The organism is Leptothrix cholodnii SP-6, assembly GCF_000019785.1.
Lineage (GTDB): Bacteria > Pseudomonadota > Gammaproteobacteria > Burkholderiales > Burkholderiaceae_C > Sphaerotilus > Sphaerotilus cholodnii.
Genome location: NC_010524.1, coordinates 1,563,034 through 1,588,312, shown reverse-complemented (window position 1 = coordinate 1,588,312; position 25,279 = coordinate 1,563,034). Strand labels below are relative to the sequence as shown.

Genomic DNA, 25,279 nt, shown 5'->3' with positions numbered 1-25,279 from the left:
TGTGCTCGTTGGCGCTTAGTGCAGGCCGCCGTAGTTGTCTTCGCGGATGATGCGCGGCGTGATCTCGCGCGGCTCGATCGAGACCGGCTGGTAGATCACGCGCTTCTGCTCGGGGTCGTAGCGCATCTCGACATGACCGGTGACCGGGAAGTCCTTGCGCATCGGATGCCCGATGAAGCCATAGTCGGTCAGGATGCGACGCAGGTCGGTGTGACCGTCGAAGACGATCCCGTACATGTCGAAGGCTTCGCGCTCGAACCAGTTGGCACCGCTCCAGATCGGCGTGAGCGAAGCGACCAGCGGGAAGTCGTCGTCGGGCGCGAACACCTTCAGGCGCAGGCGCCAGTTGTGCTGCACCGACAGCAGGTGCGAGACCGCCGCATAACGCAGGCCCTCGTAACCACCGTCCTTGTAGCCGCTGTAGTCGACGCCGCAGATGTCGATCAGCTGCTCGAATCCGAGGTCCGGATGATCACGCAGCGTCTTGCCGATGGCAGCGTAGTCAGTTGCCTTGACGGTCAAGGTGAGCTCGCCACGATCGCGCACGAGATGCACGATGCGATCGCCGATCACACGCTCGATCGCAGCCTGCAGGGTGTCCAGTTTTTGAGTCATCGAAAGCCTCTGCTCAGCGCGCGATGGTGTTTTCGCGGCGGATCTTGGCCTGCAACTGCAGGATGCCGTAGAGCAGCGCCTCGGCCGTGGGCGGACAGCCCGGCACGTAGACGTCGACCGGCACCACGCGGTCGCAACCCCGCACGACCGAATAGCTGTAGTGGTAATAACCACCGCCATTGGCACACGAGCCCATGCTCAGCACCCAGCGCGGCTCGGCCATCTGGTCATAGACCTTGCGCAACGCCGGCGCCATCTTGTTGCATAACGTGCCGGCCACGATCATCAGATCGCTCTGCCGCGGACTGGGGCGGAACAGCATGCCGAAACGATCGATGTCGTAGCGTGATGCGCCCGCATGCATCATCTCGACCGCACAGCACGCCAGACCGAAGGTCATCGGCCAGAGCGAGCCGGTCTTGGACCAGTTGATCAAGGTATCGACACTGGTCGTGACGAAACCTTCCTTGAGAACGCCTTCAATGCCCATGGTGTGTCCTTGTGATGGCTTGCGTCATTCCCAGTCGAGGGCGCCCTTCTTCCATTCATAGACGAATCCCACCACGAGGATGCCCAGGAAGATCATCATGGCCCAGAAGCCGGTTGCACCGATCTCGCGCAGAGACACCGCCCACGGAAAGAGGAAGGCGATCTCGAGATCGAACAAGATGAAGAGGATGGCAACCAGGTAGTAGCGCACATCGAACTTCATGCGCGCGTCCTCGAAGGCCTCGAAACCGCACTCGTAGGGAGAGTTCTTGGCCGCATACGGACGACGCGGACCAAGCAGAAAACCCAGCACCTGGGGTGCCACGCCAACCCCGACACCCACCAGGATGAACAGGATGACAGGTAGGTAGTTTTCCAGGTTCATGGCTTCAGGCCTTCACAGTCTCATTCCCGGAACAGCGGGAACCATCCGACAAAAAATAAAGCGCGCCGTCATGACCGGCAACATGGTTGCAACGGCCACACACTCAGCGCGCCCACTTCGTTCCCTGCTGGATCGCAGAGGCCAGAGCCTCTTGCACGTCTTCGTCAGGGCGCTGGGCCAGTCGCCGGATGAGCGACCAACCCTTGGGTCCAATCAATTCAAATCTTTGGTGCCGACGGCGAGACTCGAACTCGCACAGCTTTCGCCACTACCCCCTCAAGATAGCGTGTCTACCAATTTCACCACGTCGGCATGTCTGCAATCTGACAACCCACTCTGAAAGCCTGCCTCAGATTGTCTTGTCAAATCAAACTCAAGGCACTGATTCGCGTGAGGAATTGCTTATCAGCACAGCCATGAATTCTAGCGCGTACCAGGGTTTGTCTCAAGGTGTTGCGCAAGGTTTTCTATTGAATGCTGCAATGCCGCCACGTCAGTTCGAAGCAGCCGCAGATGCCGGCACGGCGGGAGCCACCACGGCAGGCGCCGCAACCGGTGCCGCACCCGGAATCAACTCGGCGCCCGATGCCGCAGGCGCACTGGCCGCCAAGGCCGGCACCGCCTGATCCAGCACGCTGCCGCCGACATTCGTGCCGCGCGCGTTGCTGAAATAGGCCAGCGCCAGGGTGCAGGTGAAGAACACGGCAGCGCAGATGGCGGTCGAACGCGACAGGAAGTTGGCGCTGCCGGTGGCACCGAACAGGCTGCCGGAGGCACCACCTCCGAAGGATGCGCCCATGTCGGCGCCCTTGCCGTGCTGGACCAGCACCAGCCCGATCATCGCGATCGCGGACACCAACTGCGTCAGCAGCATCAGATTCATCAACACTTGCATGGGAGAGCGTCTCCAGAAAACGATTCGATTGAGGTTCAGCCGGCTGCGCGCACGATGGCGACGAAGTCGGCCGCCTTGAGCGCCGCGCCACCGATCAGGCCACCGTCGATGTCGGGCTGAGCGAACAGCGAGTCGGCGTTGTCAGGCTTGACGCTGCCGCCATAGAGCAATTTCATCTGCGCGGCGTGCGGCGTTGCGGCAGCCAGCTGGGCGCGCAGCAGGGCATGCACTTCCTGAGCCTGTTCCGGGGTGGCCGTGCGACCGGTGCCGATCGCCCAGACCGGCTCGTAGGCAACCACGATTTCGCCGATGCAGTGCGTCAGGGCGTGGATCACGACCGAGAGCTGGCGCTTGACCACCGTTGCCGTTTCACCGGCCTCACGCTGCGCCAGCGTCTCGCCGACGCAGACGATCGGCGTGATGCCTCGGGCCAGCGCGGCCTTGGCCTTGTCGGCCACCAGCTGGTCGGATTCGGCGTGATAGGCGCGCCGCTCCGAGTGGCCGACGATGACATAGCGGCAGCCAAACTCGGCCAGCATCGCAGCCGACACCTCGCCGGTGTAGGCGCCCTGCTCGTGGGCCGAACAATCCTGCGCACCCCACAGAAGAGGGCTGCCGGCCAGCGTCACCGCCACCTCGGACAGATAGGGGAACGGCGCACACACCGCCACGTCGCAGCCAAAGGGCCGAGCGGCCAGCACGCCTTGCAGCAACTCGGCATTGGCAACGTGGCTGCCATGCATCTTCCAGTTGCCCACCACCAGTTTGCGATTCGTGTCCATCGAAGTTCCTCAGATTGTGTTTTTTGCTGCGGCCGTTGCGGCTCACCACTGCAGCACGATCTTGCCGATGTGCTGGTTCGATTCCATCAGGGCGTGCGCATCGGCCGCCTGCGCCGCCGGCAGCACGGCATGGATCACCGGCCGGACCTGCCGGGACTCCAGCAGAGGCCAGACCTGCGCACGCAGTGCCGCAGCGATCGCCGCCTTGAATGCGACAGGCCGCGCCCGCAGGGTCGAGCCCGTGATCGTCAGGCGTCGGCGCAACACCAGGCCGGCGTCGAACGACGCCTTGACGCCCCCCTGCACCGCGATGATGACCAGCCGACCGTCTTCGGCCAGGCAGCTGACCTCGCGCGCCACGTAGTCGCCCGCCACCATGTCGAGGATCACGTCGACGCCGCGGCCGTCCGTCAGGCGCAGGGCCTCGGCGGCGAAGTCCTGACTGCGATAGTTGATCGCGTGATCGGCACCCAGCGCCAGGCAAGCCTGGCACTTGTCGTCGCTGCCCGCCGTGGCGATGACCGTGGCGCCACGCGCCTTGGCCAGCTGGATGGCCGTCACGCCGATGCCACTGGTGCCACCTTGCACCAGCAAGGTCTCGCCCGACTGCAGGCGCGCGCGCTCGAAGACGTTCGACCAGACGGTGAAGAACGTCTCCGGCAGCGCGGCCGCCTGCACGTCGTCGAAACCGGCCGGCACCGGCAGGCATTGCCCGACCGGCGCGACGCAGTACTGGGCGTAGCCGCCGCCCGTCACGAGCGCGCAGACCCGCTGCCCGATGGCCAGGCCGGCCGCCTGCAGCGCCTGCGCGTCACCGGATTCGATGACACCGGCAAGCTCGAGGCCGGGCAGATCCGACGCACCCGCCGGGGGCGGATAGGCGCCCTTGCGCTGCAGCACGTCGGGCCGGTTGACACCGCTCGCGGCCACACGGATCAAGACCTCGCCGGCACCGGCCACGGGCACGGCACGCTGCGTCAGACGCAGCACATCGGGCGCGCCCGGCCGTGAGATCTCGATCGCGTTCATGGGCCGATCTTCTTACTGCTGCTGACCTTGCTGCTGCTGCGGCTGACCCGCTGCAGGCGCGCCGGACTCTTCAGTCGCAGGCTGTTCGGCACGTGCCGGACGCTCGCCACGCTCAGGACGATCGCCACCGCGGTCACGGCGCGGGCCGCGATCACCACGGTCGCCGCGGTCACCGAAACCGCCTTCACGGCGCGGCGCACGCTCTTCGAACTCCATGCCTTCCGGACGCTCGATCAGCGCCTTCATCGACAGCTTGATGCGGCCCTTCTCGTCGGTCTCGAGCACCTTGACCTTGACGACCTGGCCTTCGGTCAGGAAGTCGGTGACCTTCTCGACGCGCTGGTGCGCGATCTGGCTGATGTGCAGCAGTCCGTCCTTGCCGGGCAGGATGTTGATCAGCGCACCGAAGTCGAGGATCTTGACCACCGGACCTTCGTAGACCTTGCCGATCTCGGCTTCGGCGGTGATGTCGGCGATGCGCTTCTTGGCCAGTTCGGCCTTGTCGGCATCGGTCGATGCGATCGTGATCGTGCCGTCTTCGCCGATGTCGATCTGGCAGCCGGTCTCTTCGGTCAGCGCGCGGATCACCGAACCGCCCTTGCCGATCACGTCACGGATCTTCTCGGGGTTGATCTTCATCGTGTACAGGCGCGGCGCGAAGTTCGACACCTCGGTGTTGGCCGTGCCCATCGCCTCGACCATCTTGCCCAGGATGTGCAGGCGCGCTTCCTTGGCCTGCGCCAGTGCGACCTGCATGATCTCCTTGGTGATGCCCTGGATCTTGATGTCCATCTGCAGCGCGGTCACGCCGGCGGTGGTACCGGCCACCTTGAAGTCCATGTCGCCGAGGTGATCTTCATCGCCCAGGATGTCGGTCAGCACCGCGAAGCGGTTGCCTTCCTTGATCAGGCCCATGGCGATGCCGGCCACGTGCGCCTTCATCGGCACGCCGGCATCCATCATCGCCAGGCAACCGCCGCAGACCGAGGCCATCGACGACGAACCGTTCGATTCGGTGATCTCGGAGACCACGCGGATCGTGTAGCCGAACTCGTCCTTCGGGGGCAGCAGCGGCACCAGCGCGCGCTTGGCGAGGCGGCCGTGGCCGGTCTCGCGACGCTTGGTGGTGCCCATGCGGCCGACTTCGCCGGTGGCGAACGGAGGCATGTTGTAGTGGAACAGGAAGCTGTCGCGGAAGTCGCCGGCCAGCGCGTCAATGCGCTGCGAGTCCTGGTCGGTGCCGAGCGTGGCGACCACCAGGGCCTGGGTCTCGCCACGCGTGAACAGCGCCGAGCCGTGGGTGCGCGGCAGCACGCCGGTGCGGATCTCGATCGGGCGCACGGTGCGGGTGTCGCGGCCGTCGATGCGCGGCTCGCCTTGCAGGATCTGACCGCGCACGGTCTTGGCCTCGAGCTCGAACAGCAGGTTGTCGACGTCGACGTTGTCGAACACCACGCCGGCTTCGGCCAGCGAGATCTTCACTTCGGCGTAGGCCGCGCGGCAAGCATGCGTGCGAGCCTGCTTGTTGCGGATCTGGTAGGCCGCTTCGATCTTGGCCAGGCCGAACTCGGCGACCTTGGCGATCAGCGGCTCGTTGCGGGCCGGCGGCTGCCAGTCCCAGGCCGGCTTGCCGGCGTCACGCACGAGTTCGTTGATCGCGGCGATCGCGACCTTGGCCTGCTCGTGGCCGTAGACCACGGCGCCCAGCATCACCTCTTCGGTCAGCTGGTCGGCCTCGGATTCGACCATCAGCACGGCCGCTTCGGTGCCGGCGACGACCAGGTCCATCTTCGAGGACTTGAGCTGGGTCGGGCCCGGGTTGAGCACGTATTCGCCGTTGACGTAACCCACGCGGGCAGCGCCCACCGGGCCGTTGAACGGAATGCCCGAGATCGCCAGCGCGGCGCTCGAGCCGATCAGCGCGGCGATGTCGGCCGACGCTTCAGGGTTCAGCGACAGCACGTGCACGACCACGTGGACTTCGTTGTAGAAGCCTTCCGGGAACAGCGGGCGCAGCGGGCGGTCGATCAGGCGGCTGGTCAGCACTTCCAGTTCGGACGGCTTGGCTTCGCGCTTGAAGAAGCTGCCGGGGATCTTGCCGGCGGCGTAGGTCTTCTCGATGTAGTCGACCGTCAGCGGGAAGAAATCCTGGCCCGGCTTGGCGTTCTTGGCGCCCACCACGGTAGCCAGCACCACGGTGTCGTCGATGTTGACGATCACGGCACCGCCGGCCTGGCGCGAGATTTCACCGGTCTCGAGCGTGACGGTGTGCTGACCCCATTGGAAGGTCTTGGTGACTTTGTTGAACAGGCTCATGCGAGTCTCCTAGGCAGAAACATCCATCTGGTGGGATGTGGCACCCGAAGGCGCGTCAGCGTGGCGCAATGCCATTCCAGCGATGCCCGGCCGGACGGCGCGGAACTCGTTGGAATGACACAGCAGCGCGGCAGCCGGCGTGCTCCGATATCGATGACGATCCGCAAGCACAAAGAGCCTGTGCTGGAGAGGTCCAGACAGGCTCTTTGCATGCATGCGGTGATTACTTGCGCAGGCCCAGCTTCTGGATCAGCGAGGTGTAGCGGTCGGCGTCACGGCTCTTCAGGTAGTCGAGCAGCTTGCGGCGACGGCTCACCATGCGCAGCAGACCACGACGGCCGTGGTGATCCTTCATGTGGGTCTTGAAGTGCGGCATCAGGTGGTTGATGCGCGCGGTCAGCAGGGCGACCTGGACTTCCGGCGAACCCGTGTCGGACGGGGCGCGGGCATTGGAGGCGACGATCTCGGCCTTGTTGATTTCGGACATTTCGATTTCCTCGATGGATCGAAACCGCGCAGCCGGGGCTCGTGCCCGTGCAGCGGTTTCGGTGGCTACTTGCGGTCACGGGTGAAACCGACCCATGCCGTGCGAATCACGCCACCCTCTCGGGCAGCGAGCCGGCGATTATAGACGCAGCGCGCGCGCCAGCCGCTCCACACCCTTGAGCAAGCGCTGCGGGTCGCGCGAAGCGAAACACCAGCGCAGCCAGCCCTCGCCCTGCGGACCGAAGGCCACGCCCGGGGCCAGGCCCAGTCCGTGCTCGACCACCAGCCGCTTGGCCAGCGCCAGCGAGTCGTCCTGCCCCTGCACCCGCAGGAAGGCATACATTGCCCCGCGCGGGCGCGCCAGCTCGATGCCCGGCAGCGGCTGCAGGGCGTCGATCAGCGTGTCGCGACAGCGCCGCAGATGCGCCTGCAGCGCCGGTACCGACTGCGGCGCCTCGGCCAGCGCCGCCAACCCGGCGCGCTGCACGAACACCGGAACACACGAGGTGTTGAACTCGATCAGCTTGCCGAGCTCCTCGACGATCGACGGCGGCGCGATCAGGCAACCCAGCCGCCAGCCCGTCATCAGGAAACTCTTCGAGAAGCTGTGCACCACCAGCAGCCGGTCCTCGGGTTCGGCGATGTCGAGAAAGCTCGGCGCGCAGACCTGACCGTCGGCATCCGCCGCATCGGGGAAATAGAGCCGCTCGTAGACCTCGTCGGACACGATCCAGGTGCCGGTGCGGCGGCAGTGATCCAGGATCGCCTGTTGCTCGGCGGCAGTCAGCGTCCAGCCGGTCGGGTTGTTGGGCGCATTGACGATCAGCACCCGGGTGGCCGGCGTGATGGCGGCCAGCAGCTCGTCCAGATCGAGCATCCAAGCGCCGTTGCGCGGATGCAGGCTGATGCAGCGCACGCGCGCACCCATGATGGCCGGCTGCGCGACCAGATTCGGCCAGACCGGCACGACCGCCACCACCTCGTCGCCGGCGTCGACCAGCGCCTGCTGCGCGATCATCAGCGCGCTCACGCCCGACGACGTCACCGCGATGCGCTCGGCGCCCACGGGCTTGTGCAGACTGCTGACGTAGCGCGCCAGCGCCTGGCGCAGCTCCGGCAGACCCAGGTTGTGGCCGTAGAAGGTCTCGCCCGCCTCGATCGACGCCACTGCGGCATCGCGCACGCCGATCGGCGTGATCTCGTCGCTCTCGCCGAACCAGAAGGCCAGCACGTCGCTGCGGCCCAGGCCGGCGTTGGCCACCTCGCGGATGCGCGAGGCGCTCAGGTCGGCGATCACTTGGCGCATGGAAAAGCTCCGTTGAAAAACCGGGTGGACGAGCGTCAGAGGGCCGGCATCTGGCAGCGATGCGGCTGCTCGGCGCGGGCGGCGTCGACGTAGCGCAGGGTCTTGAAACCGAAGCCGCTGCCTTCGGCGTCGAAGGGCACGCCGTCGCTGCCGGCGCGCTGCATCACGCTGACGTAGAGCGGCTGGATGTACTGGTGATCGGCCGCGCGCATCACGCCAGCGCCCAAGCCGCCGAGGCTCGCGCCGTCGTAGCGCGCGCCCGACAAGGCCTTGACGATCGCGCCGGCCTCGGCGCTGCGGCCGCGTTCGATGGCCTGCGCCAGCATCTCCACCATCACCTGCATGCGCACGTGCAGGTAGTCGTCCTCGGGCTTGGGGAAGCGCTTGCGGAAGGCCGACACCAGCGCGTCCGATCCCTTTCCGCCCGCATTCGGATGCCATTCGGCCACCGCCAGCACCCGGCCGATGCCGGCCTCGCCGATGGCCGCCGGCACGCCCAGCGCGTTGCCGTAGAAGGTGTAGAACTTGCCCTCGAAACCGACCTCGCGCGCCGCCTTGATCAGCAGCGTCAGGTCGTTGCCCCAGTTGCCGGTCAGCACCGCCTGCGCGCCGCTGGCCTTGATCTTGGTGGCGTAGGGCAGGAAGTCCTTCACCCGGCCGATCGGGTGCAGCTCGTCGCCGACGAACTCGATGTCGGGCCGCTTGGCCGCGATCATCTTGCGGCCCTCGCGCAGCACATGCTGGCCGAAGCTGTAGTCCTGGCCGATCAGGTAGACGCGTTGGGTGCCGGCGTCGTCTTTCAGCACGTCGGTCAGTGCAGCCAGCCGCATGTCGGCATGGGCGTCGAAACGGAAGTGCCACGGGCTGCACTTCTCGTTGGTCAGCACCGGGTCGACGGCCGAGTAGTTGAGCAACAGCGCGCGGCGCTGCGGCTCGCGCTGGTTGTGCTTGTTGAGCGCGTCGATCAGCGCCGCAGCCGCAGCCGAACTGTTGCCCTGCATCACCACCGCCACGCTCTGGTCGGTGGCGCTTTTCAGCAGCGACAGCGCCTCCTCGGTGCTGCCCTTGCTGTCCATGCGCATGAGTTCGAGCGGCCGCGCGCCGCCCGGCAACTTGACACCACCGCGCGCGTTGACGCGCTCCATCGCCCAGACGATGTTGCGCGCCACCGCCTCGCCGGCATTGGCGAACGGGCCCGACAGGCCCTCGATCAAGGCCACCTTGATGGGCTCGGCGGCGCTGGCGTTCACGCCGCAAGCGGTGAGGACGGCAGCCAGGAGCAGGCCGCGACGGGTATGAAAAAACGAGGTCTTCATGTGATCAGATCCGGTTCAGACGGGCCGCAAGAGCGCGCGCTCGGGCTCTCAGATCGCGCCGAGATCCCAGCGCGGCTTGACGTCGAAGTGATACGCCAGGCTCGGCTCGGCCCGGCCGGCCTGCAGGCGCATGGCCGCGGCGAGCGCGATCATCGCGCCGTTGTCGGTGCACAGGTGCAGCTCGGGGTAGTGCACGCGCACGCCGCGTTTTGCGCACTGGGCGTCGAGCTGTTGACGCAGGCGCCGGTTCGCGCCCACGCCGCCGGCCACCACCATGCGCTTGAGGCCGCTGGCTTTGAGCGCCAGCAGCGACTTGGCGACCAGCACGTCGACGATCGCCGCCTGCGTCGATGCGGCCAGGTCGGCGCGCGCCTGCTCGGTCATCGTGCCGGCTGCGACGAGGCGCTGCTGCTGCATCCAGACCGCCGTCTTGAGGCCGGCGAACGAGAAGTCGATGTTGTCGCCACGCAGCAGCGGGCGCGGCAGCTTGAAGGCCGTCGGGTCGCCCTGCTCGGCCAGTTTCGACAAGGCCGGCCCGCCCGGATAACCGAGGTCGAGCATCTTGGCGGTCTTGTCGAAGGCCTCGCCGGCGGCGTCGTCGATGGTCTCGCCGAGCAGCGTGTAGGCGCCCACGCCGTCGACCCGCATCAGCTGCGTGTGGCCACCCGACACCAGCAGCGCGATGAATGGGAACTGCGGCGGATCGGCCGACAGGAACGGCGACAGCAGATGGCCTTCGAGGTGATGCACGCCCAGCACCGGCTTACCGAGCGCCATGCCCAGCGCGCACGCCATGCCCGCACCGACCAGCAGCGCGCCGGCCAGGCCGGGGCCGCGGGTGTAGGCCACCACGTCGATCGAGGCGAGCGCGTGGCCGGCCTCGGTCATGGTCTGGCGCAGCAGCGGCACGACGCGGCGGATGTGGTCGCGCGAGGCCAGTTCGGGCACCACACCGCCGTAGGCCTGGTGCATGTCGATCTGGCTGTGCAGCGCGTGCGCGAGCAGCCGCACCGGCTGGGCGCCGCGCACACCGCCCGGCAGTTCGACCAGCGCGATGCCGGTTTCGTCGCAACTCGACTCGATGCCCAGCACCCGCAGCGGCGCAGCGTCAGCCCAGTTCATCGCCACGGCCTCAGACACGACGCCGCCCCGCCGACCACCAGATCAGCGCGCCGGCCACGATCATCGGCACGCACAGCCACTGGCCCATGCTGAGGTTGAACGCGAGCAGGCCGAGGAAGCTGTCGGGCTCGCGGAAGTATTCGGCGATGAAGCGGAACACGCCGTAACCGCCGACGAACAGGCCGCTGACCCGGCCCCAGATCGGCCGCCCGTCGGCGCCGACATGGGCCGAGCGGCTGTGGCCGTAGAACCAGGTGAGCGCGAACAGCGCGAGGCCTTCGAGCGCGAACTGGTAGAGCTGCGACGGGTGGCGCGGCAGGTCGCTGCCCGACTGCGGGAACACCATCGCCCACGGCAGGCTGGCGTCGGCCGCGCGGCCCCACAGCTCGCCGTTGATGAAGTTGCCGATGCGGCCCATCGCCAGGCCGGTGGGCACGCAGGGCGCGACCAGGTCAGTGACCTCGAAGAACTTGCGCCCGCGCAGATGCGCAAACAGCGCCATCGCCACGATCACGCCCAGCAGGCCGCCGTGAAAAGCCATGCCGCCCTTCCAGACGGCGGGGATCTCGCTGAGGTTGGCGAGGTAGTACGTCGGCTTGTAGAACAGCACATAACCGAGCCGCCCACCCAGGATCACGCCGACCACGCCGAAAAACAGCAGGTCCTCGACATCACGCGCCGTCCAGGCCGGGCCCGATCCACTTGCATACGGCGCCTGGCGGATGCGCCGGGTGGCCAGGAAATAGAACAAGCCGAAGGCCGCCAGATACGTCAGGCCATACCAGTGGATCTGGAAAAAGCCCAGATCGAGCGCGATCGGGTTGAACTGGGGATGCACGAGCATCGGCAAGACTCCAAGGGGAACAACGGCTACCGGGCAGCCCCGGCGGAGGCGGATTGTCGCCGCTCGGCCATGACATCCGCGGACACATGGCCGACGAAGCGCGCCACCACCGGCGAGGCCGGCTCGCGCCAGATCAGGCTGGTCTCGCAGCGCAGCGCCAGGCCCCGCACCGGCCGGTAGACCACGCCCGGGCGCTGCAGCCGCGTCACCGACTCGGGCACCCAGGCCACGCCCATGCCGGCCGACACCAGGTTGACGATGGTCTGCATCTGGATCGCCTCCTGCGCGATGTGCGGCGTGGCGCCCTGCGCGCGGTAGGCGCCCAGCAGCGCGTCGAACAGCGACGGCGCGATGTGGCGCGGAAAGATCACCAGCGGCTCGGCACACACGTCGGCCCACTCGAGCACGGCCTGCGCGGCGGCCGGGTGCGTCTGCGGCAACGCCATCATCAGCGGCTCGTCCAGCGCGCTCCAGGCGGCGAAGCTGGGCGGCGCGGCGCCGGGCGCGTGCAGCACGAAGCCGGCGTCGATCTCGTCGGCGTCGAAGGCGGCGAGCTGCACGTCGAGCGTGGCCTCGCGCAGCGTCAGCGCCACCTCGGGGTGCGCCTCGCGGAAGCTGCGCAGCCACTCGGGCAACGGGCCGTAGCTGATCGACGAGATGAAGGCCAGGCGCAGCTGCCCGGCCAGGCCGGCCGCCGCGGCCTGGGCGATGCGCGGCAGCTCCTCGGCCGCCGCCAGCAGCCGGCGCACCGGCGGCAGCAGCGCGGCGCCGGCGGGTGTCAGCGCCACCGAGCGGCGCGTGCGCAGGAACAGCGCCACGCCGAGTTCACGCTCCAGGCCCTGGATCGCCTGGCTCAGCGGCGGCTGAGTCATGTGCAGGCGCTGAGCGGCGCGGCCGAAGTGCAGTTCGTCGGCCAGCGTCAGGAACTGGCGCCACAGGCGGAGGTCGATCATTGATATGTACAGCGTATGAATAAGGCTCGACAAATCGATTAGACGACAAAAATCGACCGCACTATGCTTGCGCTCCCCACCGCCAGACTGCGAGACCCCCATGAGCTTCAACCGCCGCTCCAAGAACATCACCGAAGGCGTCGCGCGCGCCCCGAACCGCTCGATGTACTACGCGCTGGGCTACCAGCAGGACGACTTCAGCAAGCCGATGATCGGCGTGGCCAACGGTCACTCGACCATCACGCCGTGCAACTCGGGCCTGCAGAAGCTGGCCGACGCCGCGGTGATCGGCATCAAGGAAGCCGGCGGCAACCCGCAGATCTTCGGCACGCCGACGATTTCAGACGGCATGGCGATGGGCACCGAGGGCATGAAGTACTCGCTGGTGTCGCGCGAGGTGATCGCCGACTGCGTCGAGACCTGCGTGGGCGGCCAGTGGATGGACGGCGTGATCGTCATCGGCGGCTGTGACAAGAACATGCCCGGCGGCATGATGGGCATGCTGCGCGCCAACGTGCCGGCGCTGTACGTCTACGGCGGCACCATCCTGCCGGGCAAGTACAAGGGCCAGGACCTCAACATCGTCAGCGTGTTCGAGGCCGTGGGCCAGTTCTCGGCCGGCAAGATGGCCGAAGAGGATTTCTGCGAGATCGAGCGCCGCGCCATCCCCGGCTCGGGTTCATGCGGCGGCATGTACACCGCCAACACGATGAGTTCGTCGTTCGAGGCGCTGGGCATGAGCCTGCCGTACTCGTCGACGATGGCCAACGTGGAGGAAGAGATCGTCGCCAGCGTCAAGGTGGCGGCCGGCGTGCTGGTCGAGGCGGTCAAGGCCGACCTGAAGCCGCGCGACATCGTCACCAAGAAAGCGATCGAGAACGCCGTCGCCGTGATCATGGCCACCGGCGGCTCGACCAACGCGGTGCTGCATTTCCTGGCGATCGCCCACGCCGCCGAAGTCGAGTGGACGATCGACGACTTCGAGCGCGTGCGCCGCCGCACCCCCGTGCTGTGCGACCTGAAGCCCAGCGGCAAGTACCTGGCGATCGACCTGCATCACGCCGGCGGCATCCCGGCGGTGATGAAGGAACTGCTCAAGCACGGCCTGCTGCACGGCGACTGCATGACCATCACCGGCAAGACCGTGGCTGAAAACCTGGCCGACGTGCCCGACCTGCGCGCCGACCAGGACGTGATCCGCGCGGTCACGAACCCGATCTACGCCGAAGGCCACCTGGCGATCCTGAAAGGCAACCTCAGCCCCGAAGGCTGCGTCGCCAAGATCACCGGCCTGAAGAGCCCGGTCATGACCGGCCCGGCACGCGTGTTCGAGGACGAACAATCGGCACTCGCCGCGATCATGGCCAACAAGATCGTCGCCGGTGACGTGATGGTGCTGCGCTACCTCGGCCCCAAGGGCGGCCCGGGCATGCCCGAGATGCTGGCGCCCACCGGCGCGCTGATCGGCCAGGGCCTGGGCGAGAGCGTCGGCCTGATCACCGACGGGCGTTTTTCGGGCGGCACCTGGGGCATGGTGGTCGGCCACGTCGCGCCCGAGGCCTATGCGGGCGGCAACATCGCGCTGGTGCAGGAGGGTGACTCGATCACCATCGACGCCCACCAGCTGCTGCTGCAGCTCAACGTCAGCGACGACGAACTGGCCCGCCGCCGCGCCGCCTGGACGGCGCCGGCGCCGCGCTACACCCGCGGCGTGCTGGCGAAGTTCGCGTTCAACGCTTCGAGCGCGAGCGCCGGTGCGGTGCTCGACAAGTTCGGCGGCTGATCCGCCGAGGATCGCGGGGTTTCAGCGCTTGTCGCCTGACGGCCTGGCGCGACGGCCCCGGTTCAGGCCGAGTGCCTCGATCGAGCGCGCTCGGCGCTCGAGGATGCGCTTCTGGAACTTCTGGTCCTGCTTGGCGCGGGTGCGACCGCTCGAATCCGACCAGGCCCACCACAGCACCGCCAGGCAGAACGGCAGCACCAGTGCCCACCAGGGCCAATCGGCGGTCGGGCCGATGCCGGTCCAGCTCAGCAGCACGAGAACGACACCCACGAACACCAGAAACATCGGGAACACTCCAGTCACGATCGAGCGGAACTTTGTCCACCGCCGGCCCGGCCGGCGCGTTATGCGAAGACACAACGCTCTGCCGGCGCAATGTGATGTCGCATCGGCTCGGCTCACTACAATCCGCGAGCCGAATTTACCCCAAGCCCTCCCACCCCTGAAAGAACGCCATGAAGCCTTTGTTTGCACTGCTCGCCGCATCGACCGCCCTGCTGGCCAGCCCTGCTTTCGCCAACCTCGAACTCGCGCAGAAGAAGGCCTGCATGGCCTGCCACGCCGTCGACAAGAAGCTCGTCGGCCCGGGCTTCAAGGAAGTCGCCGCCAAGTACGCCGGCCAGAAGGACGCCGTCGCCAAGCTGTCGGACAAGGTCATCAAGGGCGGCGCCGGCGTGTGGGGCCCGATCCCGATGCCTGCCAACGCGATCACCGCCGACGAAGCCAAGACGCTCGTGACCTGGGTGCTGTCGCAGAAGTGATCCAGCCGCGGTTCCGCTGTTCGAACCGCGCTCGAAGCCCCGCACCACGCGGGGCTTTTTTCATGCGCGAGCCGAGCGGGCCCGGGTGCTCTCGCCCCGCCAGACCGCTCTCGCCATCAGCAGCGCAAAGCTCAGCAGCGCCACGACATGCCCGGCGCCGACCAGCGGCCAGGCGCGCGGCAGGTCGGCCAGCGCCGCGACCACGCGCAGGGCCACGCTGGCCCCCATCAGTGCCAGCGGGAGCAGCGCCCAGCGGGTCGGACGGGGCCGCCAGCCGGCCAGCGCCGGCAACATGATCGGCGCGTGGCCGAACACCATCGCGAAGACGAATCCGAGCCACAGCACATGCCAGGCCGCCGCCTGCCCGGCCAGGCCCAGCACGGCGGCCAGCAGCAGCCAGCCGTAGCCGATGCTCAGGCAGATGGCGGTGTGGCCGGCCCAGCCCGCGGCACGCCACTGACGCGGTGCGATGTCCAAGCGCAGCAGCCACAGCGCCAGCGCCGCCATCACCCACCACCACAACGCCAGCGCCGCCGCGTGAGCACCCAGGGCATGGCCGGCGATCGCCAGCGCCAGCAGCGCCCAGCCACACAGGAAGGCATGGGCGCTCCAGGCCGGCAACCGGACCAGCCGCATCAACTCGCGCCGCTCGCCGGCGATGGTCAGGACCAGGAAGGCGCTCCAGCCCAGCCGCGCCAGTTCACCCTCGCCGAAGGCGGCGGCGAGCGTGCCGGCCAGCAGGGCGACTGCGCCGCTGCCCTCCACCGCCAGCGGCAGGGACCAGGCCCGATGGCGCCCGGCCCAGGCATAGAGGCCGACCAGGCCGAGCGCCGACGCGAGCCACAGCGCCTGCGCCGCCCACATCCAGGGGCCGGCACCACCGAGCCAGGCGCACAGGCCACCCAGGCCCGCGAGCAGCGGCACCCAGAGGCCACGGTGCAGCGCCACCGCGCGCTCGAGTGCGATCAGCGTACCGAAGAAACCGGCCATCATCAGCGCGCCATGGGCCAGCACGGCCGCCGTGCCGGTGGGGCCGGCGGCGGCGGGCGCCAGGGTGCCCACACGCACCAGCGCACCGCCCAAGGCGCCCAACAGGTTGAGCACGGCCAGCAAGGCCACCACGGCGATCGCCCAGCGCGGCAAGGCGGCCGGCTCGATGGCTGCTGCCTTGGCCCGGCGCACCGATGGGCGTGGGCGCGTCACCACCCGAAGCGCTCGCGCAAGGCCGGCGCCAGCCGATCCGGGCTCCAGACCTGCTCCCAGTCCATGTCGATCTCGACGCTGGTGCCGGCCGGGCAGACCGCCTCGACCGCCGCCTGTGCGTCGTCGAGGATCACGTCGGCCATCGGGCAGGTGGCGCTGGTCGGGATCAGCGTCACCTGCACGCCTTGGTCGTCGATGAGGATGCCCTCGAGCAGGCCGAGGTCGACGATGTTCTCGCCCATCTCCGGGTCCTGCACGCTGTGCAGCGCCTCGCGGATGCGGGCTTCCAGGGCGGCGATCAGTTCGGGTTCCATGCGGTGATGCTCGGGCCGTGGCGCCGAAAAGTTTTTGATATCCATCAAGACAAGGCATCGGCACGCGGCCGACCGAACCACGCGGCGTGGCGCCGTGTCCAGGCCAGTGCCAGGGCCGCGAAGCCGAACGAAGCCGACAGCAGCAAGCCCGATGGGGCCGACGGCCAGAGCGCCACGAGCAGCCGCAACACCGTCACGCCCTGCAGCAGCACGTGCATCAGCAGCACCGTGCGGTCGATCGCGATCGTGCGGCCGTGCTGCCCGGCCGCCACGCGGCTGGCCATCGCCAGCAAAGTGGTCGCCATGAAGCCCAAGCTCAGTGCGTGCAGCGGCGCCAGGCCCAGCCCGGTGGGCCGGCCCGCCGCCAGCACCGCCTGCGACAGCGACTCGAGCACGAACGACACGCCGAGCCAGACGAAGCCGGCGTGCAACAGCCGCACCATCGGCGCCCGCCGGGCACGGGCCAGCGACGCATCGAAGGCCGTGACCAGCAGCATGCCGCCCAGCAGGCCATGCACGACGGCCAGCAGCACGTGCAAAGGCATCGGCCACGGCCAGGACCACAAGGCCGCCAGATCAGCCGCGCCGCGCAGCCACAGTCCTGCCAGCACCGGCCCCAGCAGGCCGGTCTCGAAACGCCTGGCGATCGATGGATGAAAAAACGGCGTCAGCCGATGCCCCGCCAGCGCAAACACGCTGGCAAGGCCGCCCCACAGAGCCAGACATGTCGCCACGCGCAGCAGCGTGACGTGCTCGAGCGCCAGGGCCAGCGCCGCCAGCCACAGCGCCAGCACGATCACCACGGTGGCGATGGCGAGACCTTTCGCATGCAGGCGATCGTCGGCCCGGCTGATGCGGACCAGGCCGGCGAAACGCCCGCTCAGCGCGCTCCAGCCCAGGGCCACCGCCACCAGGCCGGCGACAGCGAGCCGCGCGTCCAGATGCAGGCCAGGCAGCAAGACGCCCCAGCCGATCACGATCGACAGGGCCGGCCAGCGCAGCGTTCGCGCGGATGGCACCGATGGCGCCGCCAGGCGCAACCAGGTCGGCCCGGCCGTGAACAGGAAACCGGCGATGAACAGCGGCATGAAGCCCAGCGTCATCAGCAGCGCGTGGGCGGGCGCCGGTGCCACGGCCCAGGGCAGCGTCCAGCCCAGCGGTGAGGCCGCCATCACGGCAGCCCACCAGACGGCGATGGCGCTCCAGAGCAGCGCGGCGGCGAAGAACAGCAGCCGATGTGGCGCGTCGAGCAGGTGTGCAGCGCGCCATCGCGCGGTGCCCGGTACCGCGGCGCCGGTGTCCGCCGCGCGGATCTGAATCACCCGCCTGCGCGCCCTCGGTGCCGTCACCCCAGGCCTCGGACCTGCTGCTCACCCGGCGGCGGCAGCAGCCGCCCCGCAAGCGCAGGCGACACCCACAGCGAGCCGTCGCGGCCGACCATCAGCGCCTGGCGTCCCGGCTGACGCGACAGCAGGGCCGCGCCGGCCGCCGGCCCCAGCACCATCGCCGCCGCGCCCAGGCCGTTGAGTTCGGCCACGCTGCGGCCGACCAGCGTGACACCGCGCACCTGCTCGCTCGGGTAGCCGGTACGCGGGTCGATGACGTGGTGGTAGCGGCGGCCGTCGCGCACCACGCAGCGCTCGTAGTCGCCCGACGAGGCGACGATGCCGTCGCTCATCGGCAGCAGCGCCAGCAGGCGCTCGGGTGCCGCCGGATCGCGCACGCCGATGCGCCAGGGCCGGCCGTGCAACCGGCCGGACACCAGCACGTCGCCGCCGCCGTTGATCATCGCGTCGGCCACGCCGTGGCGCTTGAGCACGTCCATGCCGGCCTGCAGGATCGGCAGCTTGGCGATGCCGCCCAGATCGACGCGCATGCCGCGCTCGCGCAGGTATGCGCTGCCGGCGGCTTCGTCGAGTATCAATTGGCGATGATCGACATGCCGCAACTCGCGGGCAATTTGCCGGGCTGACGGAATATCCGCGCGCGGGTCATCGAATCTCCAGCCCGACAGGGCGCCGACGGTCACGTCGAATGCCCCGCCAGTTTGTCGGGATATCGATTCGGCCTTTTTCAGCACCGCGAACATTTCCGGCGGCAGCACCACCGGGTGGCGGCCGGCCGCCGCCTGCAGCGCCGCCACCGGGTTGTCGTCGCGGTAGCGCGACATCATGTCGGCCAGCCGCTGCATCTCGGCCAGCGCGGCCTGCAGCGCCTGCCGCAGGCGGGCCGGGTCGGCGCCGTCGAGGCTGATGTCGACCCGCGTGCCCATCAGCGCCGCGCCCCCGCGCAGGGCCGGTGCCTCGCCGGCAGCCAGCACCGGCGCGGCCAGCCAGCCGCAACCGGCCAAGGTGGCGCCCGTCACCAGCCTGCGGGCGAAACGCCGCCGGCCCGGATCGACGAGGGCGTCGGCAACCGCCGCCGGTGGGAGATCGGGTTTCTGGAAATGGGGCATGGCAGGCCAGACGGCGTTATCGGACACGGCCAAATTCTAGGAACAGCGGGTATCGAACACCACCTCGATCGGCCTCGATAAATACAGGCCAAGGTATCTATCGTTCTGAAAATTGAACCAGTTCAAGGTTCGCCGGGCGCGCTGTCTCCAGCATTCAGGCTGCGAAATATCAACGTTCAGACACCCCCCGACAAGCGGCGGCGCAACGCGCTTTCCGACTCAATCGATACCCCCGAGGACCTCACGATGACCGACTCCAGCGATCGCTTCGCCGACAAATCCGTGGCGCCCAGCCGCCGCAAATTCCTCAATACCGCCGCCGTGGCAGGCCTGGCCGGTGTGGGCCTGGCGGCGTGCAACGACAAATCGGCACCGGCCGCGGGCGCTGCGGCACCCGCCTCGGCCGCAGCGGTCGCGCACGGCAGCGCCGGCGGCGTGCATCCCAAGCCGGGCGAGCTCGACACCTACTACGGCCTGTGGAGCGGTGGCCACACCGGCGACATGCGGGTGCTGGGCATGCCGTCGGGGCGCGAGCTCACGCGCATCCCGTGTTTCGTGCCCGACGCGCTGGTCGGCTGGGGCATCACCAACGAGAGCAAGGCCATCATGGGCACCAAGCCCGATGGCAGCCTCAAGTACACGGTGGCCGACACCCACCACACCCACGCCTCCTACAAGGACGGCGACTACGACGGCCGCTACGCCTGGATCAACGACAAGATCAACAGCCGCATCGCGCGCATCCGGCTCGACTACTTCACCTGCGACAAGATCACCGAGCTGCCCAACGTGCAGGGCTTCCACGGCATCTTCCCCGACAAGCGCGACCCGGTCGACCCGGCCATCAACTACACCACCCGCGTATTCTGCGGCGCCGAGTTCCACATCCCGCTGCCCAACAACGGCAGCGATCTGGACAAGCCCGAGGCCTACCGCTCGATGTTCAGCTGTGTCGACGCCGAGACCATGGAAGTGCGCTGGCAGGTGCTGATCGACGGCAACTGCGACCTGGCCGCGACCTCGTACGACGGCAAGCTCGCGGCCACCAACCAGTACAACACCGAGGGCGGCGTGAAGTTCGCCGACATGATGTCGGTCGAGCGTGACGCCTGCCTGTTCTTCAACGTGGCGCGCATCGAGCAGGCCGTCAAAGACGGCAAGTTCAAGACCTACGGCGCCAGCAAGGTGCCGGTGGTGGACGGCACCCTCAAGTCCAACGCCGACCCGAAGACCGCGCTGACCGCCTACGTCAGCGTGCCCAAGAACCCGCACGGCGTGAACGCTTCGCCCGACGGCAAGTACTTCATCTGCGCCGGCAAGCTCTCGCCCACCGCCACCGTGATCGAGCTGGCCCGCGTGCTCGACTGGTTCGACGGCAAGCTCGACAAGCTTGACGCAGCCATCGTGGCCGAGGTCGAGATCGGCCTGGGCCCCCTGCACACCGCCTTCGACGGCCGCGGCAACGCCTACACCACGCTGTTCCTCGACAGCCAGCTGGTGAAGTGGAACGTCGACGCCGCGATCAAGTTCCACGCCGGCGACAAGACCGCCAAGTACGTGGTCGACCGCCTCGACCTGCAGTTCCAGCCCGGCCACGTCAACGCCTCGCAATCCGAGACCAAGAACGCCGACGGCAAGTGGCTGGCGGTGGGCTGCAAGTTCTCGAAGGACCGCTTCCTGCCGGTCGGCCCGCTGCACCCCGAGAACGAGCAGATCATCGACATCTCGGGCGACAAGATGGTGCTGGCGGCCGATCACCCGGTGCGCGGCGAGCCGCACGACTTCATCATCTTCAAGCGCGAACTGCTGCGCCCGAAGCAGGTCTACGAGCTCGACGACTTCCCGAACGCAATCAAGGACGCGAAGGATGGCGGCGTCTTCCGCAACGGCAAGAAGGTCGAGGTGAAGATGACCTCGCAGGCGCCGATGTTCAGCCTGACCGAGTTCAAGCTCAAGAAGGGCGACGTGGTGACGCTCACGCTCACCAATCTCGACAAGATCGAGGACCTGACGCACGGCTTCGCGATCCCGAAGTACAACGTCAACTTCATCGTCAACCCGCAGGAGACCAAGTCGGTGACCTTCGTGGCCGACCAGCCGGGCGTGTTCTGGTGCTACTGCACGCACTTCTGCCACGCACTGCACCTCGAGATGCGCTCGCGCATGATCGTCGAGGCCTGACCTTCGGCCGAACCGCAGGGGGGCTTCGGCCCCCCGGTCTGCGCACCCCATGAAACTGCTTTCCCGCTGCCGCGTGGCGCTGTGCGCCGCCCTGTTGTCACTCGGACTGGCCGGCCTGATCGGCTTCAGCGGCCCGGCGCACGCCGGCGCCTACGAGGCCCACCTGCCCGATGACCTCGCCACCACGCCCGACTTGTGCGCGCGCGTGGCCTGCACCGAGGTGCTGCCCGGCGCCACCACGTTCTCCGAACGCAAAGGCCAGCCACCCTACGTCGAGGGCTACACCGGCGAGGGCGCGGCGCGCAAGCTCGTCGGCTACGTGATGCTGTCGACCGACATCACCGACACGCCGGCCTACTCCGGCAAGCCGGTGGTGACGCTGATCGGCATGGACGCGAGCGGCCGCTTCGTCGGCGTGAAGGTGCTCAAGCACAGCGAACCGATTCTGCTGCTGGGCATCCCCGAAGGCGCGCTGACGAAGTTCAACGATCAATACCTCGGCAAGTCGGTGCGCGACAAGATCGAGGTCGGCCCGTCACGTCCGGACGAGAACGTGCTCGGCGTGGACGCGATCTCCGGCGCCACCGTCACCGTGATCGCGCAGAACCAGGTGCTGATGACCAGCGCCAACGCGGTGGCCCGCCAGGTCGGCATCGTGCAGCCGGTGGTGCGTGATCCGGCCCGCTGGGCCCGGCTGACCGGCCCGCTCGACTGGGCCGCACTGGTCGAGATGGGCGCCGTGCAGCACCTGCGCGTCAAGCCCGAACAGGTCGGCCAGCCGCGTGGCGACGTGCCCTTCATCGAACTCTGGTTCGGCGACCTGAACCACCCGGACATCGGCCGCAGCCTGCTCGGCGCGGCGGGGTTCGACAAGCTGCAGACGCAGCTCAAGCCGCACGAGAAGGCGATCTTCATCATCCGCAGCGCCGGCATCGAGTCCTTCAAGGGCTCGGGCTATGTGCGCGGCGGCCTGTTCGACCGCGTGCAGGTGCGCCAGGGCGACGATGCCTTCACCTTCCGCGATCTCGACTACCTCAACCTCTACGGCCTCGAAGCGGCCGGCGCGCCGGCGTTCAACGAGTCGGCGATCTTCATCATCCGGTCCAAGGCCTTCTCGGCGGCCTGGCCGTGGAAGCTCAGCTTCCTCGGCAACCGGGTCGACCGCGCCACCGGTGCGCGCACCTTTGCCAGCTTCGACGCCGCCTACTGGCTGCCGGCCGATGCGCTCGAAGGCGGCCGCCCGAAGGTCGAAACCGCCGACGCGGCCTGGGTGCAGGTCTGGAAGACCCGCGCGGTCGAGATCGCACTGTTCGCCGCGCTGCTGATCGCGGTCGCCGTGGTCTACGCGCTGCGCGATCAGCTCACCCAACGCTCGACCCACAAGAACAAGTGGCCGGTCAACGGCTTCAAGTACAGCGCCTGGCTGCTGAGCCTGGTGTTCGTCGGCTTCGGGGCGATGGCGCAGCCCTCGATCACGCAGGTGCTGACCTGGTTCCACGCGCTGCTGTTCCAGTGGCAGTGGACGCTGTTCCTGAGCGACCCGTTCATCTTCCTGTTCTGGGTCTTCATCATCGTCACGGTGTTCGTGTTCGGCCGCGGGCTGTTCTGCGGCTGGCTGTGCCCGTTCGGCTCGCTGCAGGAGATCGTCCACAAGGTGGCCGGCGCGGTGGGCCTCAAGCGCTTCCAGTTCAAGCTGCGGCCGCGCTGGCACGACCGCCTCAAGTGGGTGAAATACGCGCTGTTCTTCGGCCTGCTGGTGGTGTCGATGTTCTCGATGGGGCTGGCCGAGGTGCTGTCGGAGGTCGAGCCGTTCAAGACCACCTTCCTGGTCGGCATCACCAACCGGGCCTGGCCTTACGGCCTGTTCGTGGCGGCGATCCTGGGGCTGTCGATCTTCATCGAGCGGCCGTATTGCAAGTACATCTGCCCGCTGGGCGGCGCGCTGGCGATGCCGAGCACCTTCCGCTGGTCCGGCCTGCGCCGCAAGCCCGACTGCAACCGCTGCAAGGCCTGCGCGGTGGGCTGCGGCTCGCAGGCGATCGACGTGCACGGCCGCATCGACCACCGCGAATGCCTGCACTGCCTCGACTGCATGGTGCTCTACACCGACGTCACCGCCTGCCCGCCGCTGGCCAAGGAGCGCAAGCAGCGCGAGCGCGCCGGCCAGCCGCTGACAGCGATCACGCGCAGCGGCTATTTCATCCCGATCATCGCGGTGGCGGCCGATGGCAGCGCGCTGACAAAGCCAGTGCCCGCCGCTGAAACCGGCGCCCTGCGCGGCGGCGTCGACCCGCGCCTGCCGACACCGCCGGTGACGCCGCCGTATGCGGCCGGCCGCGGCATCGCCGCCTGGCTGCTGGGCGAACTGCGCGACCACCTCTGGCCCTGGAGCCGCGCCGGCTGGGCGCATCACCGCGCGCTGCAGGCCGCCGGCATCGCGCTGGCCGCCGCAGCCACGGCGGCCTGGCTGCTCGCCGCCGACGGCCGGCTGTCGCAGGTGGCGGTGATCGCCTGGTGGTTCGGCTGGAGCCTGTACGAGGTGCTGATCCGCCTGCAAGGCAAGCGCCATGTGAAAGACGGCCCGTGGTGGGGCCGCACCTGGCGCGAGGCCAACGTGATGGACATGCTGAGCTACGTCGGCTTCAAGAACCTGCTGATCGGCGCCACGCTGTTCCTCGGCCTGCGCGCCCTGGGCCTGCTGCAAGGGTGAACGCGGTGACGGCGAGACTCGTTCATCGTTGGCTTTGTGCGCTGGCGTTCGCCCAGGCGGCGGCCGCGTCGCCCGCAGCGACCTGGACCGTGCGCCCCGGCGACGCCCTGCAGCCGGTGATCGACCGCGCCGCCGCCGGCGACGTGATCGAGCTGCAGCGCGGCCTCTACACCGCCAACCTGCTGATCGCCAAGCCGCTGACGCTGCGTGGCATCGGCAAGCCGACGATCAGCGGCGGCCTGCAGGGCGACACGATCCGCGTCACCGCCACCGACGTCACCATCGAGGGCCTGATCGTGCGCGACTCGGGCGACAGCCTGAAGGACCAGAACGCCGGCATCTACATCCGCCCGGGCGCACACCGCGCCGTGATCCGCCACAACGACCTGGCCTACAACCTGTTCGGTCTGTGGATCGAGAAGGCCGACGACGTGCGGGTGGAGCACAACCTGATCACCGGCAAGCGCGAGTACGGCAGCTCGCAGCGTGGCAACGGCGTGCAGCTCTACAACACCCAGGGCGCGCGCATCATCGGCAACCACATCAGCTTCGTGCGTGATGCGCTCTACGTGGACGTCTCGCACGACGCGATCTTCCGGGGCAACCGGCTGCACCACAGCCGCTACGGCACCCACTACATGAACTCGTATCGCAACCTCTGGGAAGACAACGACACGTACGCCAACCGCGGCGGCCTGGCGTTGATGGAGGTGCGCGACCAGGTGGTGCGCAACAACCGCGCCTGGGGCAACACCGACCACGGCATCATGCTGCGCACGCTGCAGGACTCGGTGATCGAGAACAACGTGGTGATGGGCAACGCACGCGGCTTCTTCATCTACGACGTCGAATACGCCACGCTGCGCGGCAACCTGGTGCTCGACAACGACGTCGGCGTGCACCTGTCGGCCGGCTCGACGCGCAACCGCGTCGACGGCAACGACTTCATCGGCAACCGCGAGCAGGTCAAGTACGTCGGCTCGCGCGACGAACGCTGGGGCGGCGAACACGGCAACCACTGGGGCAACTACCTCGGCTGGGACCGCAACGGCGACGCACGCGGCGACGTGCCCTACGAGGCCAACGACATGGTCGACCGTCTGAGCTGGCAGCACCCGATGATGAAGCTGCTGCTCGCCAGCCCGGCCGTTCAGGCGCTGCGCCTGGTCGGCCAGCAGTTCCCGGTGCTGCGCGTTCCCAGCGTGATCGAAGCCCGCCCGCGCATGCAGCCGGTGCAGCCGCAATGGCCGGCCTGGCGTCAGAAATTGAAGGATCACCCCGATGCGCGCTGAATGGAATCTGGCGCCCGCCGCACAGCCTGAATCGAACCCGTC

At 68.2% G+C, this 25,279-nt stretch carries 23 protein-coding genes and 1 tRNA gene; 5 read left to right on the top strand and 19 right to left on the bottom strand.

Features of this window, described 5'->3' with window-relative positions; genetic code table 11:
• Window positions 1-15: 15 nt before the first annotated feature.
• The 14 genes from LCHO_RS07500 to LCHO_RS07435 form a co-directional block, all read right to left on the bottom strand.
• Window positions 16-615, bottom strand: a complete 600-nt coding sequence (locus LCHO_RS07500) for an NADH-quinone oxidoreductase subunit C (protein WP_012346533.1) — start codon at window positions 613-615, stop codon at window positions 16-18.
• A 13-nt stretch (window positions 616-628) separates the two neighbouring features.
• Window positions 629-1,105 (bottom strand): NuoB/complex I 20 kDa subunit family protein, encoded by a 477-nt coding sequence (locus LCHO_RS07495; RefSeq protein WP_012346532.1) that lies wholly within the window; start codon window positions 1,103-1,105, stop codon window positions 629-631.
• A gap of 24 nt (window positions 1,106-1,129) precedes the next feature.
• Window positions 1,130-1,489 carry an NADH-quinone oxidoreductase subunit A gene (locus LCHO_RS07490; RefSeq protein ID WP_012346531.1) on the bottom strand — a complete coding sequence of 120 codons (360 nt, stop codon included), beginning with the start codon at window positions 1,487-1,489 and terminating at the stop codon, window positions 1,130-1,132.
• 227 nt (window positions 1,490-1,716) lie between these two features.
• A tRNA-Leu gene (locus tag LCHO_RS07485) sits at window positions 1,717-1,801 on the bottom strand.
• Window positions 1,802-1,982: 181 nt separating this feature from the next.
• The gene (secG, locus tag LCHO_RS07480; protein ID WP_012346530.1) at window positions 1,983-2,384 is read right to left on the bottom strand and encodes a preprotein translocase subunit SecG; all 402 of its coding nucleotides are present in this window, start codon (window positions 2,382-2,384) and stop codon (window positions 1,983-1,985) included.
• A 35-nt stretch (window positions 2,385-2,419) separates the two neighbouring features.
• Window positions 2,420-3,166: a triose-phosphate isomerase gene (tpiA, locus tag LCHO_RS07475; RefSeq protein WP_012346529.1), complete on the bottom strand. Its 747-nt coding sequence runs from the start codon at window positions 3,164-3,166 to the stop codon at window positions 2,420-2,422.
• A 42-nt stretch (window positions 3,167-3,208) separates the two neighbouring features.
• Window positions 3,209-4,195, bottom strand: a complete 987-nt coding sequence (locus LCHO_RS07470; RefSeq protein ID WP_012346528.1) for an NAD(P)H-quinone oxidoreductase — start codon at window positions 4,193-4,195, stop codon at window positions 3,209-3,211.
• A 12-nt stretch (window positions 4,196-4,207) separates the two neighbouring features.
• Window positions 4,208-6,511 carry a polyribonucleotide nucleotidyltransferase gene (pnp, locus tag LCHO_RS07465; protein WP_012346527.1) on the bottom strand — a complete coding sequence of 768 codons (2,304 nt, stop codon included), beginning with the start codon at window positions 6,509-6,511 and terminating at the stop codon, window positions 4,208-4,210.
• A 223-nt stretch (window positions 6,512-6,734) separates the two neighbouring features.
• On the bottom strand, window positions 6,735-7,004 hold the full coding sequence (gene rpsO, locus LCHO_RS07460) for a 30S ribosomal protein S15 (RefSeq protein ID WP_085986841.1): 270 nt from the start codon (window positions 7,002-7,004) through the stop codon (window positions 6,735-6,737).
• Between the two features lie 132 nt (window positions 7,005-7,136).
• Window positions 7,137-8,303: a pyridoxal phosphate-dependent aminotransferase gene (locus tag LCHO_RS07455; protein ID WP_012346525.1), complete on the bottom strand. Its 1,167-nt coding sequence runs from the start codon at window positions 8,301-8,303 to the stop codon at window positions 7,137-7,139.
• Between the two features lie 35 nt (window positions 8,304-8,338).
• Window positions 8,339-9,619, bottom strand: coding sequence for a branched-chain amino acid ABC transporter substrate-binding protein (locus LCHO_RS07450; protein ID WP_012346524.1), 1,281 nt, complete (start codon window positions 9,617-9,619; stop codon window positions 8,339-8,341).
• A 48-nt stretch (window positions 9,620-9,667) separates the two neighbouring features.
• Complete coding sequence (gene tsaD, locus LCHO_RS07445; RefSeq protein WP_012346523.1) at window positions 9,668-10,741, bottom strand: tRNA (adenosine(37)-N6)-threonylcarbamoyltransferase complex transferase subunit TsaD; 1,074 nt, start codon at window positions 10,739-10,741, stop codon at window positions 9,668-9,670.
• Window positions 10,742-10,751: 10 nt separating this feature from the next.
• The gene (gene lgt / locus LCHO_RS07440) at window positions 10,752-11,585 is read right to left on the bottom strand and encodes a prolipoprotein diacylglyceryl transferase (protein WP_012346522.1); all 834 of its coding nucleotides are present in this window, start codon (window positions 11,583-11,585) and stop codon (window positions 10,752-10,754) included.
• 26 nt (window positions 11,586-11,611) lie between these two features.
• The gene (locus LCHO_RS07435) at window positions 11,612-12,538 is read right to left on the bottom strand and encodes a LysR family transcriptional regulator (RefSeq protein ID WP_012346521.1); all 927 of its coding nucleotides are present in this window, start codon (window positions 12,536-12,538) and stop codon (window positions 11,612-11,614) included.
• 100 nt (window positions 12,539-12,638) lie between these two features.
• Between LCHO_RS07435 and ilvD the strand changes: the two genes are divergently transcribed.
• Window positions 12,639-14,321, top strand: coding sequence for a dihydroxy-acid dehydratase (gene ilvD / locus LCHO_RS07430; RefSeq protein WP_012346520.1), 1,683 nt, complete (start codon window positions 12,639-12,641; stop codon window positions 14,319-14,321).
• A 21-nt stretch (window positions 14,322-14,342) separates the two neighbouring features.
• Here the strand turns inward: ilvD and LCHO_RS23665 are convergent, their stop codons facing one another.
• Window positions 14,343-14,606, bottom strand: a complete 264-nt coding sequence (locus LCHO_RS23665) for a TIGR04438 family Trp-rich protein (RefSeq protein WP_012346519.1) — start codon at window positions 14,604-14,606, stop codon at window positions 14,343-14,345.
• 170 nt (window positions 14,607-14,776) lie between these two features.
• Here LCHO_RS23665 and LCHO_RS07420 point away from each other — a divergent pair, with 170 nt between their 5' ends.
• Window positions 14,777-15,082: a c-type cytochrome gene (locus LCHO_RS07420; RefSeq protein WP_012346518.1), complete on the top strand. Its 306-nt coding sequence runs from the start codon at window positions 14,777-14,779 to the stop codon at window positions 15,080-15,082.
• A 60-nt stretch (window positions 15,083-15,142) separates the two neighbouring features.
• Here LCHO_RS07420 and LCHO_RS07415 read toward each other — a convergent pair whose 3' ends face one another.
• From LCHO_RS07415 to LCHO_RS07400, 4 genes are read right to left on the bottom strand one after another with little or no spacing between them, the layout of a single operon-like run.
• Window positions 15,143-16,264 (bottom strand): hypothetical protein, encoded by a 1,122-nt coding sequence (locus tag LCHO_RS07415; RefSeq protein ID WP_012346517.1) that lies wholly within the window; start codon window positions 16,262-16,264, stop codon window positions 15,143-15,145.
• Window positions 16,265-16,281: 17 nt separating this feature from the next.
• On the bottom strand, window positions 16,282-16,599 hold the full coding sequence (locus LCHO_RS07410) for a metal-sulfur cluster assembly factor (RefSeq protein ID WP_012346516.1): 318 nt from the start codon (window positions 16,597-16,599) through the stop codon (window positions 16,282-16,284).
• A 44-nt stretch (window positions 16,600-16,643) separates the two neighbouring features.
• Window positions 16,644-17,921 (bottom strand): NnrS family protein, encoded by a 1,278-nt coding sequence (locus tag LCHO_RS07405; protein WP_043704000.1) that lies wholly within the window; start codon window positions 17,919-17,921, stop codon window positions 16,644-16,646.
• Between the two features lie 23 nt (window positions 17,922-17,944).
• A complete protein-coding gene (locus tag LCHO_RS07400) occupies window positions 17,945-19,054 on the bottom strand; it encodes an FAD:protein FMN transferase (RefSeq protein WP_012346514.1) in 1,110 nt (369 codons plus the stop codon).
• A 246-nt stretch (window positions 19,055-19,300) separates the two neighbouring features.
• On the opposite strand from LCHO_RS07400, the gene nosZ reads away from it, so the two are divergent.
• Genes nosZ through LCHO_RS07385 form a run of 3 tightly spaced genes read left to right on the top strand, consistent with a single transcriptional unit; the run spans window position 19,301 to window position 25,237 of the window.
• Window positions 19,301-21,235 carry a TAT-dependent nitrous-oxide reductase gene (gene nosZ / locus LCHO_RS07395; RefSeq protein WP_012346513.1) on the top strand — a complete coding sequence of 645 codons (1,935 nt, stop codon included), beginning with the start codon at window positions 19,301-19,303 and terminating at the stop codon, window positions 21,233-21,235.
• Between the two features lie 49 nt (window positions 21,236-21,284).
• The gene (locus tag LCHO_RS07390; protein WP_012346512.1) at window positions 21,285-23,945 is read left to right on the top strand and encodes a NosR/NirI family protein; all 2,661 of its coding nucleotides are present in this window, start codon (window positions 21,285-21,287) and stop codon (window positions 23,943-23,945) included.
• Window positions 23,946-23,986: 41 nt separating this feature from the next.
• Window positions 23,987-25,237: a nitrous oxide reductase family maturation protein NosD gene (locus LCHO_RS07385; RefSeq protein WP_085986866.1), complete on the top strand. Its 1,251-nt coding sequence runs from the start codon at window positions 23,987-23,989 to the stop codon at window positions 25,235-25,237.
• The last annotated feature ends 42 nt before the right edge of the window (window positions 25,238-25,279 follow it).

Excerpts from the sequence above, each read along its gene's own strand:
- pnp (WP_012346527.1), bottom strand. The coding sequence starts at position 6,511 with ATGAGCCTGTTCAACAAAGTCACCAAGACCTTCCAATGGGGTCAGCAC.
- LCHO_RS23665 (WP_012346519.1), bottom strand. The coding sequence starts at position 14,606 with ATGTTTCTGGTGTTCGTGGGTGTCGTTCTCGTGCTGCTGAGCTGGACC.
- nosZ (WP_012346513.1), top strand. The coding sequence starts at position 19,301 with ATGACCGACTCCAGCGATCGCTTCGCCGACAAATCCGTGGCGCCCAGC.
- LCHO_RS07490 (WP_012346531.1), bottom strand. The coding sequence starts at position 1,489 with ATGAACCTGGAAAACTACCTACCTGTCATCCTGTTCATCCTGGTGGGT.
- secG (WP_012346530.1), bottom strand. The coding sequence starts at position 2,384 with ATGCAAGTGTTGATGAATCTGATGCTGCTGACGCAGTTGGTGTCCGCG.
- lgt (WP_012346522.1), bottom strand. The coding sequence starts at position 11,585 with ATGCTCGTGCATCCCCAGTTCAACCCGATCGCGCTCGATCTGGGCTTT.
- LCHO_RS07420 (WP_012346518.1), top strand. The coding sequence starts at position 14,777 with ATGAAGCCTTTGTTTGCACTGCTCGCCGCATCGACCGCCCTGCTGGCC.
- tsaD (WP_012346523.1), bottom strand. The coding sequence starts at position 10,741 with ATGAACTGGGCTGACGCTGCGCCGCTGCGGGTGCTGGGCATCGAGTCG.
- LCHO_RS07435 (WP_012346521.1), bottom strand. The coding sequence starts at position 12,538 with ATGATCGACCTCCGCCTGTGGCGCCAGTTCCTGACGCTGGCCGACGAA.
- LCHO_RS07500 (WP_012346533.1), bottom strand. The coding sequence starts at position 615 with ATGACTCAAAAACTGGACACCCTGCAGGCTGCGATCGAGCGTGTGATC.
- LCHO_RS07410 (WP_012346516.1), bottom strand. The coding sequence starts at position 16,599 with ATGGAACCCGAACTGATCGCCGCCCTGGAAGCCCGCATCCGCGAGGCG.
- LCHO_RS07455 (WP_012346525.1), bottom strand. The coding sequence starts at position 8,303 with ATGCGCCAAGTGATCGCCGACCTGAGCGCCTCGCGCATCCGCGAGGTG.
- LCHO_RS07400 (WP_012346514.1), bottom strand. The coding sequence starts at position 19,054 with ATGCCCCATTTCCAGAAACCCGATCTCCCACCGGCGGCGGTTGCCGAC.
- LCHO_RS07495 (WP_012346532.1), bottom strand. The coding sequence starts at position 1,105 with ATGGGCATTGAAGGCGTTCTCAAGGAAGGTTTCGTCACGACCAGTGTC.
- LCHO_RS07390 (WP_012346512.1), top strand. The coding sequence starts at position 21,285 with ATGAAACTGCTTTCCCGCTGCCGCGTGGCGCTGTGCGCCGCCCTGTTG.
- tpiA (WP_012346529.1), bottom strand. The coding sequence starts at position 3,166 with ATGGACACGAATCGCAAACTGGTGGTGGGCAACTGGAAGATGCATGGC.
- LCHO_RS07470 (WP_012346528.1), bottom strand. The coding sequence starts at position 4,195 with ATGAACGCGATCGAGATCTCACGGCCGGGCGCGCCCGATGTGCTGCGT.
- ilvD (WP_012346520.1), top strand. The coding sequence starts at position 12,639 with ATGAGCTTCAACCGCCGCTCCAAGAACATCACCGAAGGCGTCGCGCGC.
- LCHO_RS07450 (WP_012346524.1), bottom strand. The coding sequence starts at position 9,619 with ATGAAGACCTCGTTTTTTCATACCCGTCGCGGCCTGCTCCTGGCTGCC.